The sequence below is a fragment of the Natrinema salsiterrestre genome, assembly GCF_029502005.1.
GTDB classification, from domain to species: domain Archaea; phylum Halobacteriota; class Halobacteria; order Halobacteriales; family Natrialbaceae; genus Natrinema; species Natrinema salsiterrestre.
Genome location: NZ_JAMQOT010000006.1, coordinates 133507 through 158803 on the forward strand (window position 1 = coordinate 133507; position 25297 = coordinate 158803).

Annotated in this window: 22 protein-coding genes; 9 read left to right on the forward strand and 13 right to left on the reverse strand. The window is 65.8% G+C overall.

Annotated features, from left to right (window positions below):
* Positions 1-16: 16 nt before the first annotated feature.
* The gene (locus NDI89_RS16975) at positions 17-2608 is read right to left on the reverse strand and encodes a heavy metal translocating P-type ATPase (protein ID WP_277523145.1); all 2592 of its coding nucleotides are present in this window, start codon (positions 2606-2608) and stop codon (positions 17-19) included.
* Positions 2609-2715: 107 nt separating this feature from the next.
* Entirely contained in the window at positions 2716-3306 is a 591-nt protein-coding gene (locus NDI89_RS16980) for a winged helix-turn-helix transcriptional regulator (protein ID WP_277523146.1), read from the reverse strand.
* 127 nt (positions 3307-3433) lie between these two features.
* On the opposite strand from NDI89_RS16980, the gene NDI89_RS16985 reads away from it, so the two are divergent.
* Positions 3434-3631 carry a CopZ family metallochaperone gene (locus NDI89_RS16985; RefSeq protein ID WP_277523147.1) on the forward strand — a complete coding sequence of 66 codons (198 nt, stop codon included), beginning with the start codon at positions 3434-3436 and terminating at the stop codon, positions 3629-3631.
* Between the two features lie 100 nt (positions 3632-3731).
* On the opposite strand, the gene NDI89_RS16990 is transcribed toward NDI89_RS16985, so the two are convergent.
* A complete protein-coding gene (locus NDI89_RS16990; protein ID WP_277523148.1) occupies positions 3732-5129 on the reverse strand; it encodes a permease in 1398 nt (465 codons plus the stop codon).
* 467 nt (positions 5130-5596) lie between these two features.
* On the opposite strand from NDI89_RS16990, the gene NDI89_RS16995 reads away from it, so the two are divergent.
* Both NDI89_RS16995 and NDI89_RS17000 read left to right on the forward strand, forming a co-directional pair.
* The gene (locus tag NDI89_RS16995; RefSeq protein ID WP_277523149.1) at positions 5597-5965 is read left to right on the forward strand and encodes an SHOCT domain-containing protein; all 369 of its coding nucleotides are present in this window, start codon (positions 5597-5599) and stop codon (positions 5963-5965) included.
* Positions 5966-6005: 40 nt separating this feature from the next.
* Entirely contained in the window at positions 6006-6671 is a 666-nt protein-coding gene (locus tag NDI89_RS17000; RefSeq protein ID WP_277523150.1) for a hypothetical protein, read from the forward strand.
* Between the two features lie 18 nt (positions 6672-6689).
* On the opposite strand, the gene NDI89_RS17005 is transcribed toward NDI89_RS17000, so the two are convergent.
* Positions 6690-8957, reverse strand: a complete 2268-nt coding sequence (locus NDI89_RS17005; protein WP_345781975.1) for a copper-translocating P-type ATPase — start codon at positions 8955-8957, stop codon at positions 6690-6692.
* A gap of 146 nt (positions 8958-9103) precedes the next feature.
* On the opposite strand from NDI89_RS17005, the gene hisG reads away from it, so the two are divergent.
* Positions 9104-9964, forward strand: coding sequence for an ATP phosphoribosyltransferase (gene hisG, locus NDI89_RS17010; RefSeq protein ID WP_277523151.1), 861 nt, complete (start codon positions 9104-9106; stop codon positions 9962-9964).
* A 43-nt stretch (positions 9965-10007) separates the two neighbouring features.
* On the opposite strand, the gene NDI89_RS17015 is transcribed toward hisG, so the two are convergent.
* Positions 10008-10427 (reverse strand): DUF7344 domain-containing protein, encoded by a 420-nt coding sequence (locus NDI89_RS17015; RefSeq protein WP_277523152.1) that lies wholly within the window; start codon positions 10425-10427, stop codon positions 10008-10010.
* A 361-nt stretch (positions 10428-10788) separates the two neighbouring features.
* Positions 10789-11349 carry a TATA-box-binding protein gene (locus NDI89_RS17020; RefSeq protein ID WP_007109921.1) on the reverse strand — a complete coding sequence of 187 codons (561 nt, stop codon included), beginning with the start codon at positions 11347-11349 and terminating at the stop codon, positions 10789-10791.
* A 204-nt stretch (positions 11350-11553) separates the two neighbouring features.
* Between NDI89_RS17020 and NDI89_RS17025 the strand changes: the two genes are divergently transcribed.
* From NDI89_RS17025 to NDI89_RS17035, 3 genes are all read left to right on the forward strand, one after another.
* On the forward strand, positions 11554-12657 hold the full coding sequence (locus NDI89_RS17025) for a methyltransferase domain-containing protein (RefSeq protein WP_277523153.1): 1104 nt from the start codon (positions 11554-11556) through the stop codon (positions 12655-12657).
* 289 nt (positions 12658-12946) lie between these two features.
* Entirely contained in the window at positions 12947-13201 is a 255-nt protein-coding gene (locus NDI89_RS17030) for an AbrB/MazE/SpoVT family DNA-binding domain-containing protein (protein ID WP_277523154.1), read from the forward strand.
* 1 nt (position 13202) lies between these two features.
* The gene (locus NDI89_RS17035) at positions 13203-13667 is read left to right on the forward strand and encodes a type II toxin-antitoxin system VapC family toxin (RefSeq protein ID WP_277523155.1); all 465 of its coding nucleotides are present in this window, start codon (positions 13203-13205) and stop codon (positions 13665-13667) included.
* 61 nt (positions 13668-13728) lie between these two features.
* Here the strand turns inward: NDI89_RS17035 and NDI89_RS17040 are convergent, their stop codons facing one another.
* Positions 13729-14166, reverse strand: a complete 438-nt coding sequence (locus tag NDI89_RS17040; RefSeq protein ID WP_277523156.1) for an acyl-CoA thioesterase — start codon at positions 14164-14166, stop codon at positions 13729-13731.
* A gap of 95 nt (positions 14167-14261) precedes the next feature.
* Here NDI89_RS17040 and NDI89_RS17045 point away from each other — a divergent pair, with 95 nt between their 5' ends.
* Positions 14262-14777, forward strand: a complete 516-nt coding sequence (locus NDI89_RS17045; protein ID WP_277523157.1) for a DUF21 domain-containing protein — start codon at positions 14262-14264, stop codon at positions 14775-14777.
* A gap of 31 nt (positions 14778-14808) precedes the next feature.
* Here the strand turns inward: NDI89_RS17045 and NDI89_RS17050 are convergent, their stop codons facing one another.
* Together NDI89_RS17050 and NDI89_RS17055 are read right to left on the reverse strand one after the other, a co-directional pair.
* Positions 14809-15813, reverse strand: a complete 1005-nt coding sequence (locus NDI89_RS17050) for an AAA family ATPase (protein WP_277523158.1) — start codon at positions 15811-15813, stop codon at positions 14809-14811.
* A gap of 54 nt (positions 15814-15867) precedes the next feature.
* The gene (locus NDI89_RS17055; protein ID WP_277523159.1) at positions 15868-16989 is read right to left on the reverse strand and encodes a DUF7282 domain-containing protein; all 1122 of its coding nucleotides are present in this window, start codon (positions 16987-16989) and stop codon (positions 15868-15870) included.
* 302 nt (positions 16990-17291) lie between these two features.
* Between NDI89_RS17055 and rnz the strand changes: the two genes are divergently transcribed.
* The gene (gene rnz, locus NDI89_RS17060; protein ID WP_277523160.1) at positions 17292-18218 is read left to right on the forward strand and encodes a ribonuclease Z; all 927 of its coding nucleotides are present in this window, start codon (positions 17292-17294) and stop codon (positions 18216-18218) included.
* A gap of 49 nt (positions 18219-18267) precedes the next feature.
* Here the strand turns inward: rnz and NDI89_RS17065 are convergent, their stop codons facing one another.
* From NDI89_RS17065 to NDI89_RS17080, 4 genes are all read right to left on the reverse strand, one after another.
* Positions 18268-19746 (reverse strand): glycoside hydrolase 5 family protein, encoded by a 1479-nt coding sequence (locus NDI89_RS17065; protein WP_277523162.1) that lies wholly within the window; start codon positions 19744-19746, stop codon positions 18268-18270.
* Between the two features lie 234 nt (positions 19747-19980).
* On the reverse strand, positions 19981-21483 hold the full coding sequence (locus NDI89_RS17070; RefSeq protein ID WP_277523164.1) for a glycoside hydrolase family 5 protein: 1503 nt from the start codon (positions 21481-21483) through the stop codon (positions 19981-19983).
* 158 nt (positions 21484-21641) lie between these two features.
* Positions 21642-23114 (reverse strand): glycoside hydrolase family 5 protein, encoded by a 1473-nt coding sequence (locus NDI89_RS17075; protein WP_277523166.1) that lies wholly within the window; start codon positions 23112-23114, stop codon positions 21642-21644.
* Positions 23115-23169: 55 nt separating this feature from the next.
* The gene (locus tag NDI89_RS17080; protein WP_277523168.1) at positions 23170-25242 is read right to left on the reverse strand and encodes an RICIN domain-containing protein; all 2073 of its coding nucleotides are present in this window, start codon (positions 25240-25242) and stop codon (positions 23170-23172) included.
* Positions 25243-25297: the final 55 nt, after the last annotated feature.

Below are 25297 nucleotides of genomic sequence, written 5' to 3' on the forward strand. Positions count from 1 at the left end.
CTACCGATACCTCCGATCAGCGCCGGAGCCGACCGAGCAGTTCGTAGTCGCGATCCGGCGTGTACCGGCGGAACAGCAGGCTGTTCGAGAGCACCGACACCGACGACAGCGCCATCGCACCGGCGGCGAGGACCGGCTGAAGCAAGCCCAAGGAGGCCAGCGGAATCAGCGTCGTGTTGTACCCCAGCGCCCAGACCAGGTTCTGCTTGATCTTCTGCAGCGTCGCCTCCGAGATCCGGATCGCCTTCACCACGTCGAGGGGATCGTCGCGCATCAGCGTCACGTCCGCCGCCTCGATGGCCACGTCGGTCCCGGAACCGATGGCGGTCCCGACGTAGGCGACGGCGAGCGCCGGCGCGTCGTTGACCCCGTCGCCGACCATCATCGCCTTTCGACCGTCGGACTGGATGTCTTCGACGGCGTCGGCCTTGTCCTCCGGGAGGACGCCCGCCCGGACGTTGTCCGGATCGATTCCGACCCGTTCGGCGACGGCGCGGGCCGTCCGCTCGTTGTCGCCGGTGATCATCATCACGTCGAGATCGCGTTCCTGCAGGGTGGCGACCGCCTCGGTCGAACTCTCCTTGACCGAGTCGGCGTCCGCGACCACGCCAACGGTCTCGCCGTCGGCCGCGACCAGCATCGCGGTCTTGCCCTCCCGCTCGAGCCGCTCCATCTCGTCGCCCGCGGGTGACGGATCCACGCCGTGCTCCTCGAGCAGCCGCCGGTTGCCGACCAGGACCTCGCGACCGTCGACGGTCGCCCGAACGCCCTGTCCGGGGACGTTCTCGAACGCGTCGGGGTCGGCTAGCTCGAGGCCCCGTTCCTCGGCGCCCGCGACGATCGCCTGCGCGAGCGGGTGTTCGCTGTCGCGCTCGGCGCTGGCGGCGAGGCGGAGCACCGCGTCCTCGTCGAGGGATTCGCGAGTCGCCAGCGCGCCGCCATCAGTGGCCGCGTCGCCGCCGTCCGCGGCGGCCGGCTCTCCCTCGAGCGCGACCACGTCGGTCAGCGTCATCTCGCCGGTCGTCAGCGTCCCGGTCTTGTCGAAGACGACCGTGTCGACGTCCTTCGCGCGCTCTAAGATGTCACCGCCCTTGAACAGGACGCCGTTTTGTGCGCCGAGGGTGCTGCCGACCATCGTCGCCGCGGGAGTCGCCAATCCGAGCGCACAGGGACAGGCGATCAGCACCGCGGAGGCGAAGACGACGACCGCGAACTCGAACGTCGAGAGGGCGGCCGGGCCGCCGCCGACGAGGTCCAACACCGGCACCGCGCCGCCGATAGCTGCCAGCGTCTCGGGGAATGCAAACCAGAGGAGCCCCCAGAAAATCGCGTTGAGGATGACCGCGGGGACGAAGTACGCCGAAATCCGGTCCGCCAGATTCTGGATCTCCGGCTGGCGCGACTGGGCCTCCTTGACCGTCTGGACGATTCCCTGCAGCGCGGTGTCCTCGCCGACCTTCGTCGCCTCGACGACCAGCACGCCGTTCTCGTTGATCGTCGAGCCGATCACCTCGTCGCCGTCTTCCTTCTCGACGGGCACGGACTCGCCGGTCACCATCGACTCGTCGACGGCGGACTGGCCATCCACGACGACGCCGTCGGTCGGAATCTTCTCGCCCGGCCGGACTTTCATCCGGTCACCGACTGCCACGTCCTCGAGCGGGACCTCCTCCTCGGACCCGTCCTCGTCGACCAGCGTGGCGGTCTCGGCCTCCATCTCGAGGAGTTTCCGCAGCGCGTCGCCGGCCTGCCCCTTCGAGCGGGCCTCGAGGTAGTTGCCCAGCGTGATGAACACGAGGATCAGGACGGCGGTGTCGAAGTAGAGGTTCCCCGCGAGCAGGTCGAGCAGGACGACGAGGCTGTAGACGTACGCCGTCGAAGCGCCCAGCGCGATCAACACGTCCATGTTGGCGGTCCGGTTTTTCACCAGGGCCGTGTACGAGTTCGCGAGGAACTCGCGGCCGAGCACGACGTAGACGGGCGTCGCAAGCAGGAACTCGACCCAGCCGAATTCGACGCCGAAGACCGTCTCCGGTACGTACGCGCCCCCGAGCAGGAATTTGTCGGCGAGGAAGAACAGGAACGGGACCGACAGGATAGCCCCGAACAGCGTCAACCGGAGCTGCTTGCGGATCTCCGCCTGTCGGGCCGCGTCGCGGCGGTCCTGGTCCGAGTCCTCGCCGCCGTCGTCGCGGACGGGCGTGTAGCCGGCGTTTTCGATCGCCTCGTAGAGCGCCTCGAGCGAGACGTCGGCGGGGTTGTACTCGACGGTGGCCTCGTCGGTCGCGTAATTGACCTCCGCGTCGATGACGCCGGGCACGGACTCCAGTGCCGACTCGTTCGTCTCGGCGCAGTTCGCGCAGGTCATGTCCGTGATCCCGATCGACCGGCTCGAGCGCTCGGCCTCGTAGCCGGCGTCCTCGATGGCCGCGTAGATCTCGGCGAGCGATACCTCCTCGGGGTCGTACTCGACGCTTCCCTCGTCGGTGGCGAAGTTCGCGTTCGCCGCCGTCACGCCGTCGAGGGACTCCAGGGCACTACCGATCGTCTGCGAACAGTTCGCGCAGCTCATGCCCCGAATGTCCAACTGTGCGGTTCGGGTATTCATTACTGAGTACTAGGGGATCCCGTCTTACCCCCTTTACTGATCAGAAGTCAAAGAGAATCGGGACGGGTTCTTTGGAATCGAAACTCAGAAACCGTCCTCGGGTCGCATCAGACGCCTTCCTCGAGCCGATCGTATCGACCCTCGAAGCGACTCTGACAGGACGGACAACAGAAGTGGTACACCTCGCCGTCGATGCGGGCCGATTCCCCCTCGTCGTCGACGGTGTTGCCACACTCCGCGCAGGTGAGCGCGAACGCCGTGCCCTCGAGCGAGGGCGTCCACTCCGCGTCGTCTATCAGCGTCACGTCGTACTCGATGCCGTCCGCATCGGGGAGCAGCCCCTCGAGCCACTCGTGGACCCGCTGGACCTGCGCGCGGGCGTAAAACCAGACGTCGCCGTCGGCAGTGGCGAAGACGTGTTCGACCGCGTCGGCCTCCGCGACCGTCGCTTTGCAGTCGTCGACAGCGCCCGTGGGAACGGACGCCCGCACGAACACCGGGACGCCGGCCCGGAGCTGTGACTGATCGACGTCGACGGTGAAGCGTTCGATGATTCCGGCCTCCTCGAGGCGCTCGACGCGGTCGGAGACCGCCGGCCCGGAGAGGTCGACCGCCTCGGCGATGTCGCTGTAGGGTCGTCGCGCGTCGTCGCCCAGCAACCGCAGGATCTCCATGTCGGTCTCGTCGAGGTCGCGCATAGCTCACCGTTGTATCCACCGATCAAAGAAGGTGGCGGCGTTTACTTTAGATCACAAAGTATCTCTCGTCATCGCGCTAGCATCGAAAGCAGTAACGCACAAAGAAGAGCCGCCCCTATGATCTCGTATGAGTCAGACAATTACGGTCGAAGGCATGTCCTGTGAACACTGCGAACAGACCGTCGAAGACGCGCTCGAGGGCGTCGCGGGCGTCGAGTCGGCCGACGTCGATCGCGAAGCGGAACGAGCAACCGTCGACGGAGACGTGGACTCTCAGAAGCTCGTTACCGCGGTCGACGACGCCGGCTACGACGCGAGCGCGTGATCGAGCGCCGCGCGTTTCGAGCCGTTCTATTCGCCTCACCCGAGATCCGCGCCCCGATCCGTCGGATCCCCCCGTTTTCGGCGATGAATTGGCAGCGGCGTCAGTGATGGTCGTGCGACGAGTCAGCGCCCGAAATCCGCGGCGGGTGCTCCGCGAAGTCGTCCGGCGCGTCCTCGAACGTCCGCTTGCACGTACTCGAGCAGAAGTGATAGGTCTCGCCGTCGTGCGTCGCCGCCGGGCCGTCGTCATCGGTCCGCATCCCACAGACCGGATCGCGGTACCGGCCGGGGGCACCGAGGCCGCGACGGTACACGTAGAGGAGGAACCCGGAGAGAGCAAACGCGACGAGGTTGAGGTAGAAGGTATAGTTCACCGCGAAGTACTGCCGCTCGGTCGCCGTCTCGCCGCCGGCCAGGTTCGGAACGATTCCGAGCGCGTCGAACAGCAGTTCCATGAGAAAGCCCGTGAAGGCCATCGTCACGAAGAAGACGCTGAGGATGTACAGCATGACCGACCAGCCGTAGTACTTCCGGTAGACGTTCAACACCGGAATCGTGATGAGGTCGGCGTAGACGAACGCGATAACGCCGGCGAAACTGACCCCACCGCCCCAGAGGGCGACCGCGAAGGGGACGTTTCCCATGCTCCCGACGAAGCTGATGACCGCGATCGCGACGCCCATGACCGCGTTCTCGGCCGTCACGATCAGGCCGTCGCCCTGGAGGAACAGCGCGTTCCAGACCCACTGCGGGACGAAGACGATGACGAATCCCGAAATGAGAAACCCCGCGACGACGTCCGTCCAGATCATCGACCACTCCTTGCGATACTGGTTGCCGAGTTTGTACCAGCCGCCCCAGGAGCGGAGTTCGTCGTGCCACTCGCCGCTGCTCGCCGTCTGCTGCCGATAGGTCTCCAGACACCCCTCCGAGCAGAATTTCAGCGTCTCGCCGCCGTCGGTCACGATGGCGTGCTCGTCCGTCCCCTCCATACCGCAGGTCGGGTCCGTCATATCGCCGTGATCGCGGTCCTGACGCTCGAGTTCCGTTCGAACCTCGTCGAACAGCGTCTCCGGGAGCGTCACGCGGACGATGACGGCCATGACCGCGATGAGGACGAGTCCGCCGAGGAGTTCCGCGACGAGGAACTCCCAGCCCAGCAGAAGCAGGATCATCAATCCGAGTTCGACGATGAGGTTCGTCGAGGCGAACATGAACGCGAGGAAATTCACCGCGTGCGCGCCCTTCGCGAACAGTCCCTTGCCGATGGCGACGGCCCCGAAGCTACAGCCGCTGCTCGCCGCGCCGAACGCCGTCGCCTTCGCGAGACTCGAGACGTCGTTTTCACCGAGCACGCGGGCCATTCGTTCCTTCGAGACGTACACCTGAACGAGACTCGTGATCGCGAGTCCCATGATTATCGCCCACGCCGCCGTCCAGAGGAACCCGACGCCGATCCGGAGCGACTCGAGGACCCCCTCGACGAGTGTCGCTTCCATACGTACTACGTCGGACGGATCGGCTATTGCAGTTGTTCTTCGAAAAATAATGGTTTGCCCGTACCGAACGACGTCTTCGAAGGTGGCTGGCGAGAATCGCTTTGAATGTCGTCGTCGCTAATCGTCACTGCACACCGATCGTCCGATATCATCACGAGCAGTGGGTAACTCGGTTCAGAAGCACGAATACCGACCGCCGCCATCCAGGCGTTCCTCACGGGGTTCTCGAGGGAGCCGTCGGCCGTCGGAACGTGGCTGCAAGCGACCGCGAGTCCCTTCTCGAGACCGCTATCGAACAGCGCTGGTCCCCCGAACATTGATTCGATGAACCGACAGTCGAGCGATACTGAACGATGGATATCGAAGATCGATCGGGTTCGGACATTGGATTCGAAGGGGGAATCGCATTGAGTGGGGAGACCGTCTCTAGAGATAGAGACGGACGAATCCGTCACTGGTGAATTCACATGGCAACGGACACGCGCGATACGCGACTCGTCACGATCGTCCTCGTTACCCTCGGTGCCCTCGTGGTCCTGCCGATGCTCTTCATGGGCGTTGGACTGATTGGGTTCGGCCCGATGATGGGCGGAATGTGGGGGCACGGAGCGTGGGATGGCGGAACGGCACCCGGCTGGATGCCCCTCGTCGCCGTCCTGATGCAGCTCCTGTTCGTCGCCGCCGTCGTCGGTGGCGGATACTTCCTCTACCGTTCGGTCACGGGGGCGGACGACAGCGATCGAGCGCTCGAGGAGCTTCGCCTCGCGTACGCCCGCGGCGACTTGGACGACGACGAGTACGAACAGCGGCGAAACACGCTCGAGCGGGACAGGTGAGGAAGACCGCAACGAAAGTGAGCACGGAGGTGACGACCGAATGTCGAGCACGAATGCGGCGGAAACGAGTTTCAGTCGACGCGCGGCTTCGCAGTGGCTCGAGCGGTACACGACGTACGGTCGCTACGGACTCCTCGTCGGGACGGGTCTCTGTCTCGTGGCGCTGTTCACGAACCCGGTTCCCGATCCGTCGTTCCCGGGGATGACGCTCCCGGCGTCGCTCCGTCTTCCGGTCCGACAGCCCCGGATCGAACACTGGCCGGTCACGTACACGATCGGGATCTGGCTGTGGGTTGCCGGGTTCCCAGCGCTGTTTCTGGCGGGATACAGGCGGTACGGGTCGCGGTTCCGGGTCGGTTCCGAACTGTGGCTCACCGGTCTCCCGACGCTCGCGATGATCGGGTGGACGACTTACTGCCGGTTCTTCTGGCCGAAGCTGCAGCCGCCGACGTGGAACGCCCCCTCCTACACGCTCGTCTGCTGGCTGTACTGTTCCTCGTACGATCCCCTTTGGAGTAACGCCGCCTACGCCGTCGCAGCGCTGGGAGTCGTCGCAACGCTGCTCGCGATCCGTCAGCGCCGAACGCGAGTGACGACGTCCCTGCTCGCCGGCTTCGGCGTGCTCGCGTTTCCGCTCGGCCTTCCGGCAATCTACGCCGCAGTGCGACGCGTCCGGACGGTGGCTGACGACCACGCCACCGGCTGAGCCGAGTCGGACACCGGTTCAGTCCGCCGGCTGTGGCTCCCGCGGTGCGGAGACCCCCGGAAGACTCGGCACCGATAGGTCGACGCGCCGGAGGAACTGCGCGTTGATCGCGACGATCACCGTACTGAGCGACATGAGCAGCGCGCCGACGGCCGGCGAGAGCAGGATTCCGATCGGCGCGAGGACGCCCGCAGCGAGCGGGAGCGCGAAGACGTTGTACCCCGCGGCCCAGACGAGGTTCTGCTGCATCTTCCGGTAGCTCGCGCGGCTCAGTTTCACGAGGCGGACCACGTCCATCGGGTTGTTCTGGACGAGGATGACGTCCGCCGACTGGACGGCGACGTCCGTCCCGCTGCCGATCGCGATACCGATGTCGGCCCGCGTGAGCGCCGGGGCGTCGTTGACCCCGTCGCCGACCATCGCGACCGACTTGCCCTGCTCCTGTAGTTCAGTGATCTTCTCGTCCTTGTCTTCGGGCAGCACCTCCGCGAAGACGGTATCGATCCCGAGCTCGGCCGCGACCGCGCGGGCCACGTCTTCCGAATCGCCGGTCAACATCGCCACCTCGAGCCCGAGTTCGTGGAGCGCGTCGACGACGCGGTCGCTCTCCTCGCGGACCACGTCCGCCAGAGCGAAGGCGGCGACGGGTTCGCCATCGCGGATCAGGTAGACCACAGTCCGGGCGTTCTCGCCGGCTCGATCGGCGAAGCGTTCGAGCTCCGGCGGGACGTCGCCCTCGAGTTCCGAGAGCAGATTCGGGCCGCCGACGTGAACTCGCTCCCCGTCTACTGTCGCGCGAACGCCTCGGCCTTTCAGCGCCTCGAAATCGGTCGCAGTCTCCCTCGAGACGCCGCGCTCGTCGGCCGCTTCGCGAACCGCTCGAGCGATCATGTGTTCGGAGTCGCCTTCGACGGTCGCGGCGAGCCGCAGGGCGTCTTCCTCGGAGACGCCGTCGACGGTCGCGATGTCCACCACGCCCTGCTCGCCCTCGGTGAGCGTTCCGGTCTTGTCGAAGACGACGGTGTCGAGAGTGCGAGCCCGCTCCATCGCGATTCGATCCCGGACGAGCATCCCGTTTCGGGCGGCCAGTGAGGTGTTGATCGCGACGACCAGCGGGATCGCCAGCCCGAGGGCGTGCGGACAGGCGATGACGAGGACGGTGACGACCCGTTCGATCACCGTCGACTCGAACCCGGTCGCGATCGTCCACGCGACGGCCGTGACGACGGCCGCGCCGAGGGCGACGTAGAAGAGCCACCCCGCGGCGCGGTCCGCGAGCGCCTGCGTTCTCGACTCGCTCGACTGGGCCTCTTCGACCAGACGCATGATCCCCGCCAGCGTCGTCTCCTCGCCCGTCGCGCTGATTCGGACCCGGAGACTGCCGTCGCCGTTCACCGTCCCGCCGATCACCTCGTCGCCGGGCTCCTTCCCGACGGGCGTCGACTCGCCGGTGATCATCGACTCGTCGACGTCCGAATCGCCCTCCTCGACGACGCCGTCGGCGGGCACGCTCGCGCCGGGACGGACGAGGACAAGGTCCCCCTCCTCGAGTTCGCTCGCCGGTATCTCTTCCGTCTCACCGTCGTCGGTGATCCGCTCGGCCGTGTCCGGCATGAGCTGTGCCAGCTCGTCGAGCGCGCTCGAGGCCCGGCGGACGCTCCGCATCTCGATCCAGTGGCCCAGCAGCATGATGTCGATCAGCGTGACGAGTTCCCAGAAGAACGCCGACTGGGTGGGGAAGACGACGCTCGCGAGGCTGTAGACGAACGCGACGGTGATCGCCATCGAGATGAGCGTCATCATCCCCGGCGTCCGATCGCGTAGTTCCGGACCCGCCATCCGGAGGAAGGGGACGCCACCGTAGGCGAAGACGATCACCGCGAAGACGGGGGTGAGCCACTCGCTACCGGGGAACGCCGGCACCGAAAAGCCGAGCCACTCCTGGAGCGTCTCGCTGTAGAGGAGGACGGGAATCGAGAGCAGCGTCGAGACGAAAAACCGTCGCCGGAACATCGTTTCGTGACCGGCGTGCATGCCGCCGTCGCCGTGGTCGCCGCCGTGATCGTGGTCACCGCCGGCCTCGTGGCCGCCGTGATCCTGAGCACCCGCTTCGGCGTGGTCTCCGCCGTGCTCCTGCCGGTCGCGAATCTCGTCTCGACCCCGTTCGGCGCCGTCGGCCTCGTCCTCGAGCAGCGATTCCTCGACCCGGTCCGACCGGTCACCGTCGCCTCCAGTAGTATCCGCCGGCTCCGGATCGTCTTCGGTTCGGCGGTCGTGGTCGTCCATCGGTCGGTTCTCGTCAGACGATACCCGATCGAACACCAAGATAGTGAGGCAGGCCACTCCCGAGCGAGCATCGAATTCGGACCCCTCGAGACGACCGTTCGCCGGGATGAAAAGACAATTCCCCGCCGATGCCGAAGACTGTCCATATGCGAATCGCCGTTCCCAACAAGGGCCGCCTGCACGAGCCGACGATCGACCTCTTAGAGCGGGCGGGGCTCCACCTCGAGAACGGTGCCGACCGGAAGCTCTACGCGGATACCGTCGATCCCGACGTGACCGTGCTGTTCGCCCGCGCGGCAGACATCCCGGAGTACGTCGCCGACGGCGCGGCCGATCTCGGGATTACGGGATTCGATCAGGTGCAGGAGGCGAGAGTCGACAACGTCTCGGAGCTGCTCGACCTCGAGTTCGGCCGGTGCCGACTCGTGCTGGCGGCACCCGAAGACGGCGACATCGACGGGGTCGAGGACCTCGCGGGCAAAACCGTCGCCACCGAGTTCCCGACCATCACCGCGGACTTCTTCGCGGACACCGGCGTCGAGCCCGATATCGTCGAGGTTTCGGGCGCGACCGAGCTCACGCCCCACGTCGAGATGGCCGACGCCATCGTCGACATCACGAGCACCGGGACAACGCTGAAGATGAACCGGCTGGCCGTCGTCGAGGAGGTGCTCTCGAGTTCGGTCCGGCTCTTCGGTCGGGACGACGTCCTCGACGACCCGAAAGTCGGCGAGGTTCGAACCGCGCTCTCCTCCGTGAAGAGCGCCGAGGGGAAGCGCTACCTGATGATGAACGTTCCCCGGGACCGACTCGAGGACGTGCGCGACGTGATTCCCGGGCTCGGCGGGCCGACGATCATGGACATCGCAGACGACGAGGAAGACGGAGCGATGGTCGCCGTCCACGCCGTGGTCAACGAACGGGACGTCTTCGAGACGATCACCGAGGTCAAGGGTGCCGGTGCGAGCGATATTCTGGTCACCGAAATCGAGCGACTGGTCGAGTGATCCGGCCGAAAAGAGGGATTACTCGACGCGGTCGACCCGAATGTTACTCGAGTCGGCCGGCGATCGGTCGCTCGAGCGATTCGAACTCGAGGAGCGATTCGAACGCGGCACAGTTCGCCGCCGACGCGACGAGGTTTCGCACCCGATCGTAGCGGACGATATCGTGGTCCTCGAGGAGGGGAAGGTGAGTTTCGCGCAGCGAGGTGTGGATGCGCTGTCGCAACTGGTGGATCGTCGTTCCGACCGTCGGATCGTGTTCCGCGTCGGCGAGTCGCCCGACGAGCGTTCGCAACGCGATCGGATCGTCCGCGGCGAGTACGCAGCGGATCACCTCGCGTCGACGGTCGCTGTCGACCACGTGGCGGACCGTCTCTCGCGGGAGCGGGCGACGTCCCATCGCGCCGTCGCTACCGAGGCGGAATCGATCCGAACCGGCCGTCGTTCGATCTGGGTGGATCGTCATGGGCACGTGAGAGTCAGGGGCGGGATGCCGGATAAACGCGAACGGTCGTTTCATCGAATCAGGCTCGATTCAGACGATTCAGGCCTGCTCGCACGGGATTAAACGGTCGACAATCCGGTGTAACGGAATAGAGTGGGGCGAACGGATACCGGAACTGGCGGCCGTTCGACGAACACGTCAGTACTCTAGAGGGGTAACACGGTATTACCGACGGCTACGCCCCGGGGACGGTCGAACCGAAAGGGTTCCGGGGCGACAAAAGCGGGCGACCGGTCCCGTTCCGACGACGTCTCTGCGACGGACGGCACGCTGGTGGCGCGGCATCGCTCGAGTCGGTCGCGGCGACCGACCGCTGACGGCGTTACTCGAGCAGGCCCAGGTCCTCGAGTCGGGAGACGATCTTGTCGACGGCGTGTTCGGCGTCGACCGGCTTCTTCCCGCCGGTGATGACGAGCTTCCCGGAACCGAAGAGCAGTGCGACGACTTCCGGTTCGTCGAGTCGATAGACGAGGCCGGGGAACTGCTCGGGCTCGTACTCGATGTTCTCCAGGCCCAGCCCGATGGCGATCGCGTTCAGGTTGAGGTTCCGGCCCAGATCGGCCGAGGTGACGATGTTCTGGACGACGATCTCGGGGTCCTCGTTGACCTGAATCTGGAGTTCGCGGAGCTTGTCGAAGACGATGCGCAGGCTCTCGTGGACGTCGTCGGTGCTCTTCGCGCCGGTACAGACGATCTTCCCCGAGCGGAAGATCAGGGCGGCGGATTTGGGATTCTGCGTTCGGTAGACGAGACCGGGGAACTGCTCGGGGTCGTAGTCGGCCCCCTCGAGGTCCATCGCGACGCTCTGAAGGTCGAGTTCCTGGCCGATACCGGTCGACGCCACCACGTTTTCGATGTTGATGGTATCCTTCGGATCCGTCATTAGTCGCTTAAAAAGACGTATTTAAGATTTATAAAGGTTAGTACCGCCACCTGATATATCCGGTTTATACGGTCGGCGGTCATTCCGGGGACGGCCGATTTTCGGTTAGTAGACGGGTAAACGGAGTGATATTTGCCGCCGCGTTCGATCGGTCGGTCGGCGGAAAGCGGTAGGCTCATGGCCGATCCGGAGCGATCATCCGCCGTGTATCTGCTCGAGCTCGGCGGCGAAGACGACGCGTTCGCGGCCCGCGAAGCGGCCAGCGCAGCGACCGGACTCCGTCGGATCGCACCCGGGCTCGCCGTTGCGGGCGGTATCGTCCCCGAGCGCGTCCGCGGCCTCGCGTACACCCACCGCGCGAGCGAACTCCTCGGCCGGGGCGACGCCGACCTCGCGAGCGCCCGGGCCGTCCTCGAGGCCGCGTCGATCGACCGATCGGGGTCGGTCGCGGTCCGGGCGACGGACGTCCACGGCTCGAGCGGCGTGCGGACGGACCGGGTCGAACGCGAACTCGGTCAGGTGCTCGTCGATCGCGGGTTTTCCGTCGACCTCGACGAGCCCGACCACCTCCTGCGAGTCGTCTTTTCGGAGGGGGTTTTCGAGGCCGGTGCGGGAGGGAACGCCCTCGAGCGCGTCGGTGGCGAGGAGGACGGCGACGGTGCGGAGCCGACCGGCGAGCGCGTCTCCGTCTGTGCGCTCGGCTGGCTCGCGGCCGAGAGCGTCCGCGATTTCGGGACGCGCGCGCCGACGGACAAACCGTTCTTCCAGCCCGGGAGCATGGATCCCCTGCTCGCTCGTGCGGTCGCGAACATCGCGGGCGCTCGAGCCGGCGCGACGGTTCTGGACCCGATGTGTGGCACGGGCGGCGTGCTCGTGGAGGCCGGGCTGGTCGGAGCGGACGTGATCGGGACCGACGCGCAGGCGAAGATGACTCGCGGGGCGCGAGAGAACCTGCGGCACTTCCTCGAGCGCGACGAGACCTCCCCGACCGGCCTCGAGCGGGGGTCGTGGCACGTCGGTCGGGGTGACGCGATGCGGCTCCCGCTGGCAGACGACGCCGTCGACGGCGTGGTGTTCGACGCGCCCTACGGCCGCCAGTCGAAGATCGACACCCACCGGCTCGAGGACCTCGTCTCGGGCGCGCTCGCCGAGGCCCATCGGGTCGCGCCGCGTGCGGTCGTCATCGCCGATCGCTCGTGGGCCGGCGAGGCGCGTGCGGCCGGGTGGGAACTCGAGGCATCGTTCGAACGGCGCGTGCATCAGTCGCTGACGCGGTATGTGATGGTGCTCGAGCGGCGATCGCCGTAGTTTCCGTTCGCGGTTTCAGTGGTACTGGACAGTTGACGCGACGAGTTCGCCCCTATCGTGGCAACACGGAATCGCCACGCCCTCCCCAACCGATTCGTTCGTTCACTTCGTTCACTCACTCATCCCTCGCGATATCGCGTCGCGGTTCGTCGTCGACGAACCGCGACCCAGCGCGCCAGCATCGGAATCGGACAGTGAGACGCCCAATAGCAATGATTCATGATACTGACCCATATCGGTCCCGCATTTTATGGTGATCGATATCGTCTGATTAGATAGTGGTGATATAATGAGTGGGACGGAAGATACTGCGAGCGAGGAGTATGGTACAGCACGAATCAACCACCGGGGTCGATTGACGATCCCGAAGGAACTCCGCGACGAACTCAACCTCGAGGACGGGACCGAGTTCCGAGTCGTTCGTGACGGTGGCGATATCCGTCTCGTCAGGGAGCTTCCCGAACTCGAGACGCTCACGCGGGGAGAAGAGTGGGGTGACGAAGCGTTCCGAGATGCAGGTGACGCGACCTTCGGTGGGCGGTGAGATGAGTTCGAAACGCGTCCTTCCTGATCTCAATGCATTATCGATTCAGTTGGTCGACGACCATCCGGGGCATCCCTACGTTGCAGAGGAGCTCGTTCCAGCGCTCACAGGTAGCGATTCGCTGATCGTCTTCGGTTACCTCCCGCTCAGGATTCAGTGGGTGCTTGAGGATCTCGGTTTCGAAACGTACGAAGCACGAAATGCCGTTTCGTCGCTACTCCAGTATCCGCTGGAATTTATCGACGTAGACAGTCAGACCGTTCTCGATGCCTACGAGATCAGTGCCGAGAAGAATCACGACGTCTACGACTGTTTCTATCTCGCCCTCGCCAGACGAGCCGATGCTGACGTGCTCGTGACCACCGATCGCGACTTCGAACGTCTCTGCGACGACGAACCGTTCGAGTACGTCAATCCCGTTCCCGAGGAAGTGCTCCAACGCTTTCACAACGTCGGAGAGTCGTGACAGGGAGGTTGCTCTGCTGGTGAGAAACGAAGACGGGACCAAACACGCTGCGTAGCGCAGGTCAGTCCTCGATCTCGTGGACGCGATCCCGAAGCCGCTTCCCTTCCTCGGACTCGACGGACAGGTCCGGAACGGGGACTTTCTCGCCGTTTTCGTCGATCGCGACGAACGTGAACGTGGACTCGGTGGTCTTCTCGGTCTCGCCGCTGCGGGGTTCCTCGCGCCACGCGCGCAGGGCGACGTGGACGCTCGTCCGGCCGGCGTCGTAGACGTAGGCCTCGACCAGCGCCGTGTCGCCGATCTGAATCGGCCGCTCGAAGTCGAGTTCGTTCACGCGGGCGGTGACGCAGGTCTCGCCGGCGAAGCGCATCGCCGACATCGCGCTCACCTCGTCGAGCCACTTCATCAGGTTCCCGCCGTGGAGCGTGTCGTTGTTGTTCGCGTGATTCGGCTGGACGCGAAAGCGATTCTGAATGTGCGTCTCGAGAAGCGTCGGCATACCCGCCTTTCGCGCGGCGGTCGGATAACGGTCCGCGTCTGGGGGGCGGTCGGTGAATCCCCCGCCTTCTTGACCGCCCTGTCCGAACCGGAGGCATGGTCGACCTCACGCTGGCGTGGTTCGGACTCGGTGCCACCGTCGTCTTGCTGTGTTGTAGCGCCTTCTTCTCGAGCGCGGAAACCGCGATCTTCACGCTGCCGACGGCGTGGATCGACGAGCGGGCGGCGACCGACGACCCGCGAGCGGGCGTTCTCAAGGGGTTGCGGGACGACCCACACCGGTTGCTAGTGACGGTTCTGGTCGGCAACAACGTCGTCAACGTCGCGCTCTCGAGCATCGTGACGGTCGTCTTCGCCACCTACCTGCCGACCGGCATCGCGGTGACCGCCGCGACGGTGGCCGTCAGCGTCGTCATCCTCGTCTTCGGCGAGATCGTCCCCAAGTCCTACGGGCTGGGCAACGCCCAGGGGTGGGCGATGCGGGTCGCCCGCCCGGTCTCGCTGGTCGAACGCGCCCTGTCGCCGCTGGTGACCGTCTTCGACGTCGTGACGGGCTGGATCAGCGACCGCCTCGGCGGCACGACCGATCTCGAGAAACCCTACGTCGACTGAGGGAAACGAGCCGGACAGGTATCAGGAACGGTCAGGCGTCCCGACCGAGTTCCGCCAGCAGGTGCGAGACGTGAACCCGGTCGCTCGTGCCTTCGTGCATCTCGAAATCGATGTCCGCGGCCAGCCGGTGGATCTCGGCGAGCCGGTCGCCCTGATACCGCTTGCGAGCGATGCGGAGGATCGCCTCGAGCACCTCGTTGCCGTCTAGCCCTTCGTCGACGAGCAGGTCGTCGAGGGTCGACCGGGCGTCCGTGAACTCGCCGGCTTCGGCGTCGTCGAGCATCGACTCGATCTCCTCGTCCAGGCCGACCTCGCCGATCGTCTCGTAGGCCGCGCTCATCGTGAGTTCGCCCTCGTCCTCGACGGTCGTCTGGGCCGCCAGGATCGCCTGCCGGAGGTTGCCGTTGGCGTAGCCCGCGACGAACTCGAGGCCGTCGTCGTCGTACTCGACGCCCTCGGCCTCGACGATGCGCTCGAGGACGGTGACGATCTCCTCGCTGGTCGGCGAGGGGACGGAGACGGGGAAACACCGCGAGCGGATCGGCGGGATGAGCTTGGTGGGCTGGCGCGTCGCGACGATGAACTGCGTCGTCCGGTGGTGTTGCTCCATGATCCGGCGCAGCGCCTGCTGGAAGTCCTCGCGGACGTCCTCGGCGTTGTCCAGGAGGACCGTCGTGTAGCCCCCCGAGACGGGTGCGTAACTCGCGGACTCCTTGAGGACGTGGTTGATCATGTCCCGCTTGGACATCGAGGAGCGACCGACGAGGAAGTGCGCGAAGCGGGGGTCGTTCTTGATCTCGGTCTTGGTCCGGCCGAAGAAGTCGGCGACGTTGATCTCGACGAAGTCGTTGTCCGGGTCGTCGTGCGCCTCGCGGGCCAGTGCGCGCGCCGCCGCGGTCTTCCCGCTCCCGGGCGGCCCCTGCAGGAGGAGGTTGATCGGCTCTGCGACCGCTCGCTGGAGGTACTCGCGAGCGTCGTCCTGTGGCAACTCGGCCAGCTCCGGGGCGTGGGTTTCGGTCCACAGCGGCGCGTCCATCGCCAGCGAATAGGGCCGGTGCGGGTAAGAATCGGTCGGTTGTCGATCGCTCCGCTATCCGCCGGTCGACTCGTTCCCGGTACTGCCGTTGCTCGAGTCGTCGCCCGCGTCAGCGAGCGTGAACGTCGTACTGACCGGCTCGCCATCGCGTTCGATCGGCGGCGCGGAGTCGACGTCGTCCGGCGCGCCGGCGTAGAGCGTCGCGGTCAGTTCGTCGTTCTCGGCGACCGAGGCGTTCTCCGAGAGCTCGACGGTGACGTTCTCGTGTTCGCCCGGCTCGAGTTCGCCGCTCGTTCCCAGGACCGTGCCGTTCCCTTCGACGGCGACGAACCCCGTCTCGGGGATCGCGGCGGCGACCGTCACGCTCTCGTTGCTCGCGTCGTCGACGGAGACGCTCGGCTCGGTGTGGAACTCGAGTTCGATCGGCGCGATCGCGCCGTCAGCGTCGGTGTAGACGCCGACCGTCCGGTTTCCGGGGGCTGCACCGCTCGTGTCCGTCTCGAACGTCACCGTTCGCGATTCGCCGCCCTCGAGTTCGAGCACCTGCCGCTCGAAGACCGTCCCGTCGATGCGAACCGTGACGGCCTGTTGGGTCTGGAACTCGGTCGGGTTGCGGATCTCGGCACTGAGTTCGATGGTCTCGTTCGTCGTCGCGTTCGCGGGCGCGTCGATCGATTCCACGACGAAGGAGTCGGTCCCGACGGTTTCCTCGGTCGTCGTCACTGTTGCAGTGTCGCTCACCGGGAACCCGTCCTCGAGGTAGGGCCGGTCCTCCTCGCCGTCGGTCGCCTCGTACGCGTAGCCGTCCCGCTGCGAGGTGTCCCGGTGGACCGTCGCCGTGAGCTGGCCGACGAGTTCGCGGGGCGCCTCGTCGTCGCGTTCGACGGTGACGTTCTCGTGGCTGCCGGCCTCGAGGCGGTCGGAGACGGCGAGCGTCTCACCGCCGCTGCCGGTGATGACGACGTAGCCGCCCTCCGACAGGGAGACGGACTGAACCGTGACGTTGGTCCCGTCGCCCTGTTGATCCTCGAACGTGATCGAGGCCTCGGGATCCTGCTCGACGCCGAAGATGGCGGGCGCCTGGCCGACGACGATACCGGCCGCGAGCACGACCGCGATCGCGATCAGGATACCGATGATCCGCTTGAGCGTCCCGAACGTCAATCTCGAACTCATTGGGTGTCGTCGAATGCAGTTTCGTACCGGACGAAGGTAAAATGCGCCGTCCGTTCGCAGTGCGGTGGCTCGGTCCGCGACGGGTCGCGCGAATAGGCGCCAGTTACGACAGTTCAGCCGGCCCGTTCGTCGTCGGAGTCGACCCTGCGACGGAGAGGAGATTCCAACGCTCGAGACGGTAGCGGAGGCCGACTCGAGCCCGATCGACCGCGATTCTCAGGTGCTGAGACCGGTGGGAGAAACCAGCTGGTCGCTCGAGCGATCCGAAGCCGGTTTAATCGCGGCCCGCGGAGCGTGTACCGATGCCACTGCGCGTGACGTTTCTGGGGACGGCCGGGGCGATTCCGACGACCGAGCGGAATCCGAGTAGCGTCTTCGTCGCCCGGGACGGCGAGGGGTTGTTGTTCGACGCCGGAGAGGGGACCCAGCGCCAGATGATGCGGTTCGGGACGGGGTTTTCGGTCTCGCACCTGTTCGTCACGCACCTCCACGGCGATCACGTGCTCGGGATTCCGGGTCTGCTCCAGACGATGGCCTTCAACGATCGCGAGGAACCGCTCGCGATCCACACGCCCCACGGCACGCGCGGCCAGCTGAAATCGCTCGTGAACGCGCTCGGGAACCGACCCTCGTTTCCCGTGCGGATCAGCGAGGTCGGCGGCGGCGACGTCGCGTACCGTGCCGACGAGTACGAGGTCCGCGCGTTCGACACCGACCACGACACCCGCTCGGTCGGCTACGCGCTCGTCGAAGACGACCGCAAGGGCCGGTTCGACCGCGAGCGCGCCGAAGAGCTCGGCGTCCCGGTCGGCCCCAAGTTCTCGCGGCTTCACGAGGGCGAGTCCGTCGAACTCGAGGACGGCACCGTCGTCGACCCCGAGCAGGTGGTCGGCGAGCCCCGCCCCGGCCGCTCGATCGTGTACACCGGCGACACCCGCCCCGCGGAGGCGACGATCGAGGTCGCCGACGAGCCCGACCTGCTGATTCACGACGCGACCTTCGCCGACGACCGCGCCGAGCGGGCGACCGATACGGCCCACTCGACGGCTCGACAGGCCGCCGAGATCGGGAATCGGTCCGGCGCTGATCGACTCGCACTGATGCATCTCTCCTCGCGGTACGCGGGCGACACCGACGATCACGAACGGGAGGCCCGCGAGGTATTCGAGGGAACGGCGTTCGTCCCCGACGACGGTGAGAAACTCGAACTGCCGTACCTCGACGACTGATCGCCGCGGTTTCGGCTTGCCCTTCTGCCACTTCGATGACGATTCGACCTCAGAGCTCCTCGAGCAGTGCGAGGATGTCCGAGAAGCCGAAACGGCCGTTCCCGTCGAAGTCGAACTGCTCCGGGTTGTTCCGGATGCCGTCGGCGTCGCGGTGCTCGAAGAGGGCGTTGACGTCGCCGTGGGTCGTCTCGTTGTCACCGTTGACGTCCTCGTAGAGCCCGTCGTCGTCGAGATCCCGGGCCTCGTACTCGCCGACCGGGATCGTCTCGGGATCGGACCCGCCGCTCTTCTCGTCGACGACCGCCGCGTACTCCTCGATGAGGTGGCCGGATTCGCTCGCGTAAAGCTGGAACCCGTCGTGGTCCTGCGTCTCCTCGAGGACGACCTGCCACGGGAGGACGGCGTTGCAATCGTACTCGTCGGCGACGTCGTACCACGACGCGAGCGTCTCGTTTTTCGTCTCGAGGTCGTGTGTGGTGTCGTCGACATTGAACTCGCCGAGGTAAGCGGGCTTGCCGATCTCCTCGTGGGCGTCGACGACGCGGTTTCGGATGTACTCGGCCCCCTCCTCGAGCGGGACGTTCCAGTGGTCGGGATACAGGTGGAACGAACAGGCGTCGATCGTCTCGATCGAGTGGTGAGCGACGTAGTCCTGCCCGTCCCAGTTGCCGTCCGGGTACTCGTCCTCCCAGGTGCCGTAGTAGTGGCCCTCCGATCCCGTCGAGACGAGGTGATTCCCGTCGAGCGCTTTGACGTACGCGGACATGTCTTCGAACCAGGTCCCGAGAATCTCGCGGTGTTCGGGCGGCTCGAGGGAGTCCATGTCCGCGGGCACGTCGTCCTGCTCGAGGCGCGGTTCGTTGGCCAGTTCCCACAGCATAATCGTCGGATCCTCGCGCCACTCGATCCCGCTGATCGAGTTCTCCCGCGTGAGGATGGTTTCGACGTGGGTACGATACATCTCTCGGGTTTCGTCCATCGTGTAGAACTCGTAGCGCGACTCGCCACCGGCCCACTCGGCGTACTGGAGCATGCCGCCCTCGTGGTCCCAGTTATCCACGAGCGTCGCGATGAGCCTGATGCCGCGCTCCCTGGCCGCCTCGATCAGGTAATCGAGGTTCTGGAGGGCCTCCTCGTTGTACTCGCCGGGTTCGGGCTGGAGTGCGAGGGGGCCGTCTTTGCCTTCGCCGTGGGCCCAGAATCGGACGAGATCGATCCCCAGCTCCCGGTAGAGATCCAAGACGTCGTCGATGCGTTGCCTGGTTCCCTCGTACTCGTGGGTGATCCAGAAGTTGTTCGCCCCGTTGAAATAGACCGGTTCGCCGCCGGCGACGAACTCGGTTCCGTCGGTCTCGACGAACGCGAGGTCATCGGGGTCGGTCGTCGGCTCCGCGGCCGCCGCTGCGGTGCCGACACCCGTCGAGGCGATCGCCGCACCGGCGCCGATCACTTTGACGACGCGGCGACGGGTGTGCTGTGCTGTTCGATCAGTCGTGCGACCGTCCGCAATCGGTTCGTTCCTGGTCATGTGTATCGGGATTCGTCTCCACAGGATGCTCGCTGTGGATCGCCGGCCAGACGCACGCGTGCAGAGCGATCGGCCGGTGGTCGACGTTCGAAGCCGGTACCGGCGATTCCGTCTCGGCTCCCGTTCTCGGTCCGACTACACTCGCTCTACTCCATATTTGTACAAGTATTTTTACTAGGAAATAATTTGTTTTCCATAGCCACATGTGATTCTTCTGTCTACTCGAGATTCGGCTCAGAGTTCCTCGAGCAACGCGAGGATGTCCGAGAAGCCGAAGCGGCCGTTCCCGTCGAAGTCGAACTGCTCCGGGTTGTTCTGGACGCCGTCGGCGTCGCGGTGCTCGAAGAGGGTGTTGACGTCGCCGTGGGTCGTCTCGTTGTCACCGTTGACGTCCTCGTAGAGCCCGTCGCCGTCCCGGTCGTAGGCCCTGTGTTCCCCGAGATCGATCCAGTCGGAGTCGTCGCCGACGAACGTGTCGTCTTTCGTGTCCTCGAGCCACTCCCGGACGAACCAGCCCATCTGTTCGGTGTTGTCTTTCAGTTCCCACGGTTCGGCGGCCCCCTCGCCGGGCGAGTCGAAGAAGGTCGGAGCCCACGTGTCGTCGAAACACCAGGCGAGCCAGCCCATGTTCTCGTAGGATTCCATCCACTCGCGAACGGGTTCTCCCCAGTCGCTCGTCGTGCCGGAGTCGACGTTTTCTTCGAATTCCTCGGCGGGATCCCACCCGAATTCGGTGACGACCACTGGGACGTCATCGGCCGGCGCACCGTACTCCGGATCGAACGGGCCGACCTCCTCGGTGTCGCCTTCCGACCCCCGTTCGACCGTCTCGTAGGGGAGTCCGTTGGCCGGATAGATGTGGGCGGCGTAGATCAGGTTCTCGCCCTCGAAGGGATACTCGGCGGCGAACCTGGTCCGAGAGGTCCAGTCGGGCGAGCCGATGACGATCGGTGTCTCGGGGGCGTCGGTCCGAATCAGGTCGATCCACGACTGCGCGGTATCGCGCCAGAGCAGCCACTCGTCTTCCGCCGTCGTGACCGCTGGCCCGTGCTCCCCGTACGACGACCACGTGACTGGGAGCGTCGGTTCGTTGTACAGTTCGAAGAGGACGTTCTCGTCGTCGGCAAAGGCCGGGGCGACCGCGCTCCAGAACTCCGTCAACAGATCGTCGGTGTCGACGTGAGGATCGAAGCCGAGGCCGTCGAGGCTGTCCGCCCAGCCGTCTCCGACCATGCCCTCCCCGTGAGCCATCGCCTCCACGTACGGCCGAATGAGGTGGAAGTCGATCATCGCGTAGACGCCCCGGTCGGCCAGCAGGTCGACGGCCGGCCGCAGGAGTTCGTCGACGACGTAGTCCAGTCCCCGCTCGTGGACCGCGTCCTCCCCGATCGGGAGCCTGACGACGTTCGGATGCCACCGCTCCCCGTCGGTCGCGTGCTCGAGTATCTCCCGCTGACTCTTCGGGAACCACGACGCGTCGATGTAATCCAGCGACGCCGGCGAGAGGCCGCGGAGTTTCACCCGCCGTCCATCCTCGGTGACGATCCACTTGCCGTCGGTGCCCAGTCGCGGCGTCGGATCGTCGACGGCCGCTGCCGATCCCGACAGCCTACCGAGTGCGAGGCCGGCCGTGCCGACGCCGGCCGCTTTCACGACCGCCCGTCGCGTCGGTCGCAGGGATCCCCGGTCACCTCGTTCGGTTTCCCTCTTCTCACCAGTAGTGCTACGGTCTACCATATACAAAATCTCACACAAATCGCGATCAAATATATCTTACTCAATCGTGGAATAAAATCCGGTCGATCGCAGATACCGGGTGGCAGCGACGCCGTCGGAGCGGTCGATCGTCGAGACCCACCGACGGGTCGTCCGCTATCGGTCCGAGCCGATCGACCCTATAATCGCTCGAGCAACTCGAGGATGTCCGAGAAGCCGAAGCGACCGTTCCCGTCGAAGTCGAACTTCTCTGGGTTGTTCTGGACGCCGTCGGCGTTCCGATTCTCGAACAGCGCGTTGACGTCGCCGTGGGTCGTCTCGTTGTCACCGTTGACGTCCTCGTACAGGCCGTCGCCGTCGATATCCCGGGCCTCGTACTCGCCGACCGAGATCGTCTCCGAACCGCCGCCCGTCTGGGGGAGGTCGTCGGTGCGTCGCTCGGCGAGGAACGTCTGCCACCACTCGCCCTGATAGTCCTCGCCGCCGAGGAGGGTCCACTCGTCGGGCGCGTCGCCGTCGAACATGTACGGCTTCCAGGACCGGTCGAAGCACCAGATCTGGGGGTGGACGGTATCGTATTCGTCGAAGAACGACTCGAACGCCGCGCCGTCTTCGGACGTCGTGCCCGACAGCGGGCTTCCGGCGTCGCGCTGGTAGCCGAACTCCGTGAGGAAGACCGGGACCTCCTCCGACGGTTCGCCGAAGTAATCTCCGAGCGGTCGAAGCCCGTCGTGGCCGGCGTAGACGTGCCCCGAGTAGGCGAGGTTCTCGCCCTCGAACTCGTGGCGCGGTGCCCAGTAGGTGTACTGGCTCCACCGAGGCGAGCCGATGATGACCACGTTGCGCTCGGCGTGGGATCGAATCGTGTCGACCCACGGCTGGGCGGTCTCGCGCCACTCGAGCCAGGCCTGCTCGGCGTCGTCTCCCCGAATCCTGTAGTCTTCGCCCGGATCCTGCCCGGCGTAGGGGCCGATCGGCTCGTTGTACAGTTCATAGAGGACGTGGGACTCGTCGGCGAACTCGGGGGCGACGACGTCCCAGAACATACGAACCTCCTCGTCGAGGGCCGGATCGGTGTACTCGAGGCTCGTATCGGCGTGACGGTGGTAGTCGACGATGCAGTAGACGCCGATCTCCGCGCAGTGGTCGACGACCGGTCGGAGGTGGTGTTCGATGTAGGCCTCGAGTTGTTCCTGAGTAATCGTTCCCGGATCGACCTCGTTCTGGGGGTCGCCGCTCACGCTGCCGTCGGCCGGGTCGACGGTAACGATATCGCCGGTCTGGACCGGGATGCGGATGATCCGCGCGTGCCAGCTCCTGTCGGGGTCGGTCGCGTGATCGATCGTCTCGGAGAGCGGCCGCCGCCACGATCGCGCCGTGCGGGCGGGATCGATCACGTTGACGCCGCGAAGCACCACCTCGTTGCCGGCCGGGTCGCGGAGGACGTTCCCGTCGCGCTCGAGCCACGGCGTCTCGATGCCGCGATCAGTCGTATCGACGTCGGCACGGACGGGGTCGGCAAACGCGCCGGCGGCCACCCCGGTCGTGCCGACGCCGGTCATCGCGAGAAACGCCCGCCTGGAGTGATCCGTGGGAGTCGTGATTTCGTCGCTGTTCCGGTCTCGTCGTGTCTCGTGTTCGTTCGTGGTCATGGTCTCTCGTTCGATGTGATCGCCGTCTCAGTCGCTCGTCGTCGCTCGTTCGCCGTCATATTCGTTCCAGCAGTTCGAGGACGTCCGAGAAGCCGACTCGCCCGTTGCCGTCGAAGTCGAACTTCTCGGGGTTGTTCTGAACCCCGTCGGACTCGAGGTGCCGGAACAGGGCGTTGACGTCACCGTGGGACGTCTCCCCGTCGCCGGTAACGTCCTCGTAGAGCCCGTCGTCGTCGATGTCCCGGGCTTCGTACTCGCCGACCGAGATCCGGTTGCTGGGAGTCTCGTCCACAGCTGAAATCGTCCAGCGCTGATTGGCGCCTCCCACCCAGGGCCACTGCACGATCGGTGCGCCCGGGTCGGTAGACCGCTCGAAAACGTCGAGTACCTGATCGCTATGGACGGCCGCGATGACGAGACCGCCGTCGCCGTCCTCGGCTTTGCCGACCAGAAAGCGCTGGTTGTCACGACCTGTCCACTCCCACTGGATGACGTCCGTCCCGTTCTCGTCCGACGCCTCGAGGACGTCCAGTGCGGAGCCGCTGTGTTCGTTCTCGATCCGGTGGACACCGTCGCCGAGGTGCTCGAACCGCCAGTACTGATCCGGATCGCCGCTGGCGGGCCGCTGGACGACGCGGGCACCGTCCTCGGCGGAGCCGTCCTCGATCGACACCACCTGTCCGCTGTGACGGCTCTCGATTCGGTACCGCCCGTCCAGTTCGACCGGCTCGAGCGGCGGCAGCTCCGGCTCCGAATCCGGTGGCTCCTCGCCTGTCAGGACGTTGCCTTCGACGGTCGTACTCGAGGCGAAGACCTCGAGGTCGGCGACGGTCCCGGCGTTCCGGAGGTCGTTATCGATGATGGCGTTCTCCCCCGTTCCCGGGCCGGTCTCGTAGATCCCGTACCGCTGTCGTGGCTCCGACCGATCGTCGACCACGCGGAGGTTCCGTACCGTCACGTTCGTCGCGGGCTCGTGGGTATCGTCGTCTCGGGAGTCGATCCGGACGGCCTCGTTGTCGTTGTTTCGCACCCTCCCGCCGTTGATCTCGAAATCCTGGCAGTCCTGGACGAGAATCCCGTGGGACCCCGTCCCCTCGATGTCGACGCGATCGATCGCGACCCCGCGGCTGCCCGAGACGCCGAACACGCCCCGCGCGCCGCCGCGGACGACGACCTCGTTGACGCTGATCTCCGGTCCCGCGCCGTTCGCGACACGGAACCCGGCGTACCCGCCGCCGACGTCGGGATTCGTCGCGTCGACCCGATCGACGGTCGCGTTCGACGTGTCGTTCAATAGCAGGCCACAGCCGCCCGTATCGGCGGTCTCGACCGTTCCGACCTCGAGGTCGTCGACGCCGTAGGTCTCGACGGCGTGGTGTTCCGATCCCTCGACGACCGCCGACTCGAGCGTGACGTTCCGGGACCGACCGCCGTCGGCGTCGTCGATCCGAACGCCGAGACCGACGTCTTCGGTTTCGTGGAGCGATAGCTCGAGGTCGCCGAGGCGGACGTCGGTACAGCTCTGGATCCACACGCCGTATCGGGGGTTGCCCGCGATGGAGAGCCGTGGAATCTCGATCGATTCGACGCTCTGTGCGCGGATCGGCACGACGAGGTCCTCGCCGGTGTCCTCGACGGTGAGCGTCCCGCGAACGTCGAGGACGGTGTAGCTCGGGAGGTCGACGGCCGCGACGTCGCCGTCCCACTCGTGGGGGCCGATCGTCCCCGAGTCGTGAACGACGACGGTCTCCTTCGTCGTCCGGCCACGCGTGAGGCTGTCGACGGCCGCCTGGATCGCCACGAGCGTGTCGGTGCCGCGATAGACCGTCTCGCCGCCGTTCCTCGCGTGCCAGGTGTCGCCGTCCCTCCGAACGTCGGCGTCGGACCCGGAGTCCGCCGCGACGCTCTGTGAGGTGACCCCCGCGACGAAACTGGTCCCCAGGGCAGCCAGCGCTCGCCGGCGCGTCAGCCCCCGGCGAGCGTCGACGGTACTACCGGTATCCGTTCTCGCTGGTGTCGAATCCGCTTTGCGCCCTCGCGCTCGAGTATCCGACCGCCTGGTCAGTGCCGCTCCTGTTCCCCCTGTCGTCGACTCGTCGCTCGAGTCAGTCGATGACTCCCCATTCATGATTTCTCGGAGACCGCATACTGCGGTGCTGTGACCATAGAGTTAGACATAAACT

What these genes read in the sequence shown, in the direction of transcription:
- NDI89_RS17040 (WP_277523156.1), bottom strand. Translation starts at nt 14,166, where the DNA reads ATGCCGACGCTTCTCGAGACGCACATTCAGAATCGCTTTCGCGTCCAG.
- NDI89_RS16990 (WP_277523148.1), bottom strand. Translation starts at nt 5,129, where the DNA reads ATGGAAGCGACACTCGTCGAGGGGGTCCTCGAGTCGCTCCGGATCGGC.
- NDI89_RS17075 (WP_277523166.1), bottom strand. Translation starts at nt 23,114, where the DNA reads ATGACCACGAACGAACACGAGACACGACGAGACCGGAACAGCGACGAA.
- hisG (WP_277523151.1), top strand. Translation starts at nt 9,104, where the DNA reads ATGCGAATCGCCGTTCCCAACAAGGGCCGCCTGCACGAGCCGACGATC.
- NDI89_RS17020 (WP_007109921.1), bottom strand. Translation starts at nt 11,349, where the DNA reads ATGACGGATCCGAAGGATACCATCAACATCGAAAACGTGGTGGCGTCG.
- NDI89_RS17015 (WP_277523152.1), bottom strand. Translation starts at nt 10,427, where the DNA reads ATGACGATCCACCCAGATCGAACGACGGCCGGTTCGGATCGATTCCGC.
- NDI89_RS17005 (WP_345781975.1), bottom strand. Translation starts at nt 8,957, where the DNA reads ATGGACGACCACGACCGCCGAACCGAAGACGATCCGGAGCCGGCGGAT.
- NDI89_RS17080 (WP_277523168.1), bottom strand. Translation starts at nt 25,242, where the DNA reads ATGAATGGGGAGTCATCGACTGACTCGAGCGACGAGTCGACGACAGGG.
- NDI89_RS17030 (WP_277523154.1), top strand. Translation starts at nt 12,947, where the DNA reads ATGAGTGGGACGGAAGATACTGCGAGCGAGGAGTATGGTACAGCACGA.
- NDI89_RS16995 (WP_277523149.1), top strand. Translation starts at nt 5,597, where the DNA reads ATGGCAACGGACACGCGCGATACGCGACTCGTCACGATCGTCCTCGTT.
- NDI89_RS16985 (WP_277523147.1), top strand. Translation starts at nt 3,434, where the DNA reads ATGAGTCAGACAATTACGGTCGAAGGCATGTCCTGTGAACACTGCGAA.
- NDI89_RS17050 (WP_277523158.1), bottom strand. Translation starts at nt 15,813, where the DNA reads ATGGACGCGCCGCTGTGGACCGAAACCCACGCCCCGGAGCTGGCCGAG.
- NDI89_RS17045 (WP_277523157.1), top strand. Translation starts at nt 14,262, where the DNA reads ATGGTCGACCTCACGCTGGCGTGGTTCGGACTCGGTGCCACCGTCGTC.
- NDI89_RS17055 (WP_277523159.1), bottom strand. Translation starts at nt 16,989, where the DNA reads ATGAGTTCGAGATTGACGTTCGGGACGCTCAAGCGGATCATCGGTATC.
- NDI89_RS17000 (WP_277523150.1), top strand. Translation starts at nt 6,006, where the DNA reads ATGTCGAGCACGAATGCGGCGGAAACGAGTTTCAGTCGACGCGCGGCT.
- NDI89_RS16975 (WP_277523145.1), bottom strand. Translation starts at nt 2,608, where the DNA reads ATGAATACCCGAACCGCACAGTTGGACATTCGGGGCATGAGCTGCGCG.
- NDI89_RS17065 (WP_277523162.1), bottom strand. Translation starts at nt 19,746, where the DNA reads ATGACCAGGAACGAACCGATTGCGGACGGTCGCACGACTGATCGAACA.
- NDI89_RS17035 (WP_277523155.1), top strand. Translation starts at nt 13,203, where the DNA reads ATGAGTTCGAAACGCGTCCTTCCTGATCTCAATGCATTATCGATTCAG.
- NDI89_RS17070 (WP_277523164.1), bottom strand. Translation starts at nt 21,483, where the DNA reads ATGGTAGACCGTAGCACTACTGGTGAGAAGAGGGAAACCGAACGAGGT.
- NDI89_RS16980 (WP_277523146.1), bottom strand. Translation starts at nt 3,306, where the DNA reads ATGCGCGACCTCGACGAGACCGACATGGAGATCCTGCGGTTGCTGGGC.
- rnz (WP_277523160.1), top strand. Translation starts at nt 17,292, where the DNA reads ATGCCACTGCGCGTGACGTTTCTGGGGACGGCCGGGGCGATTCCGACG.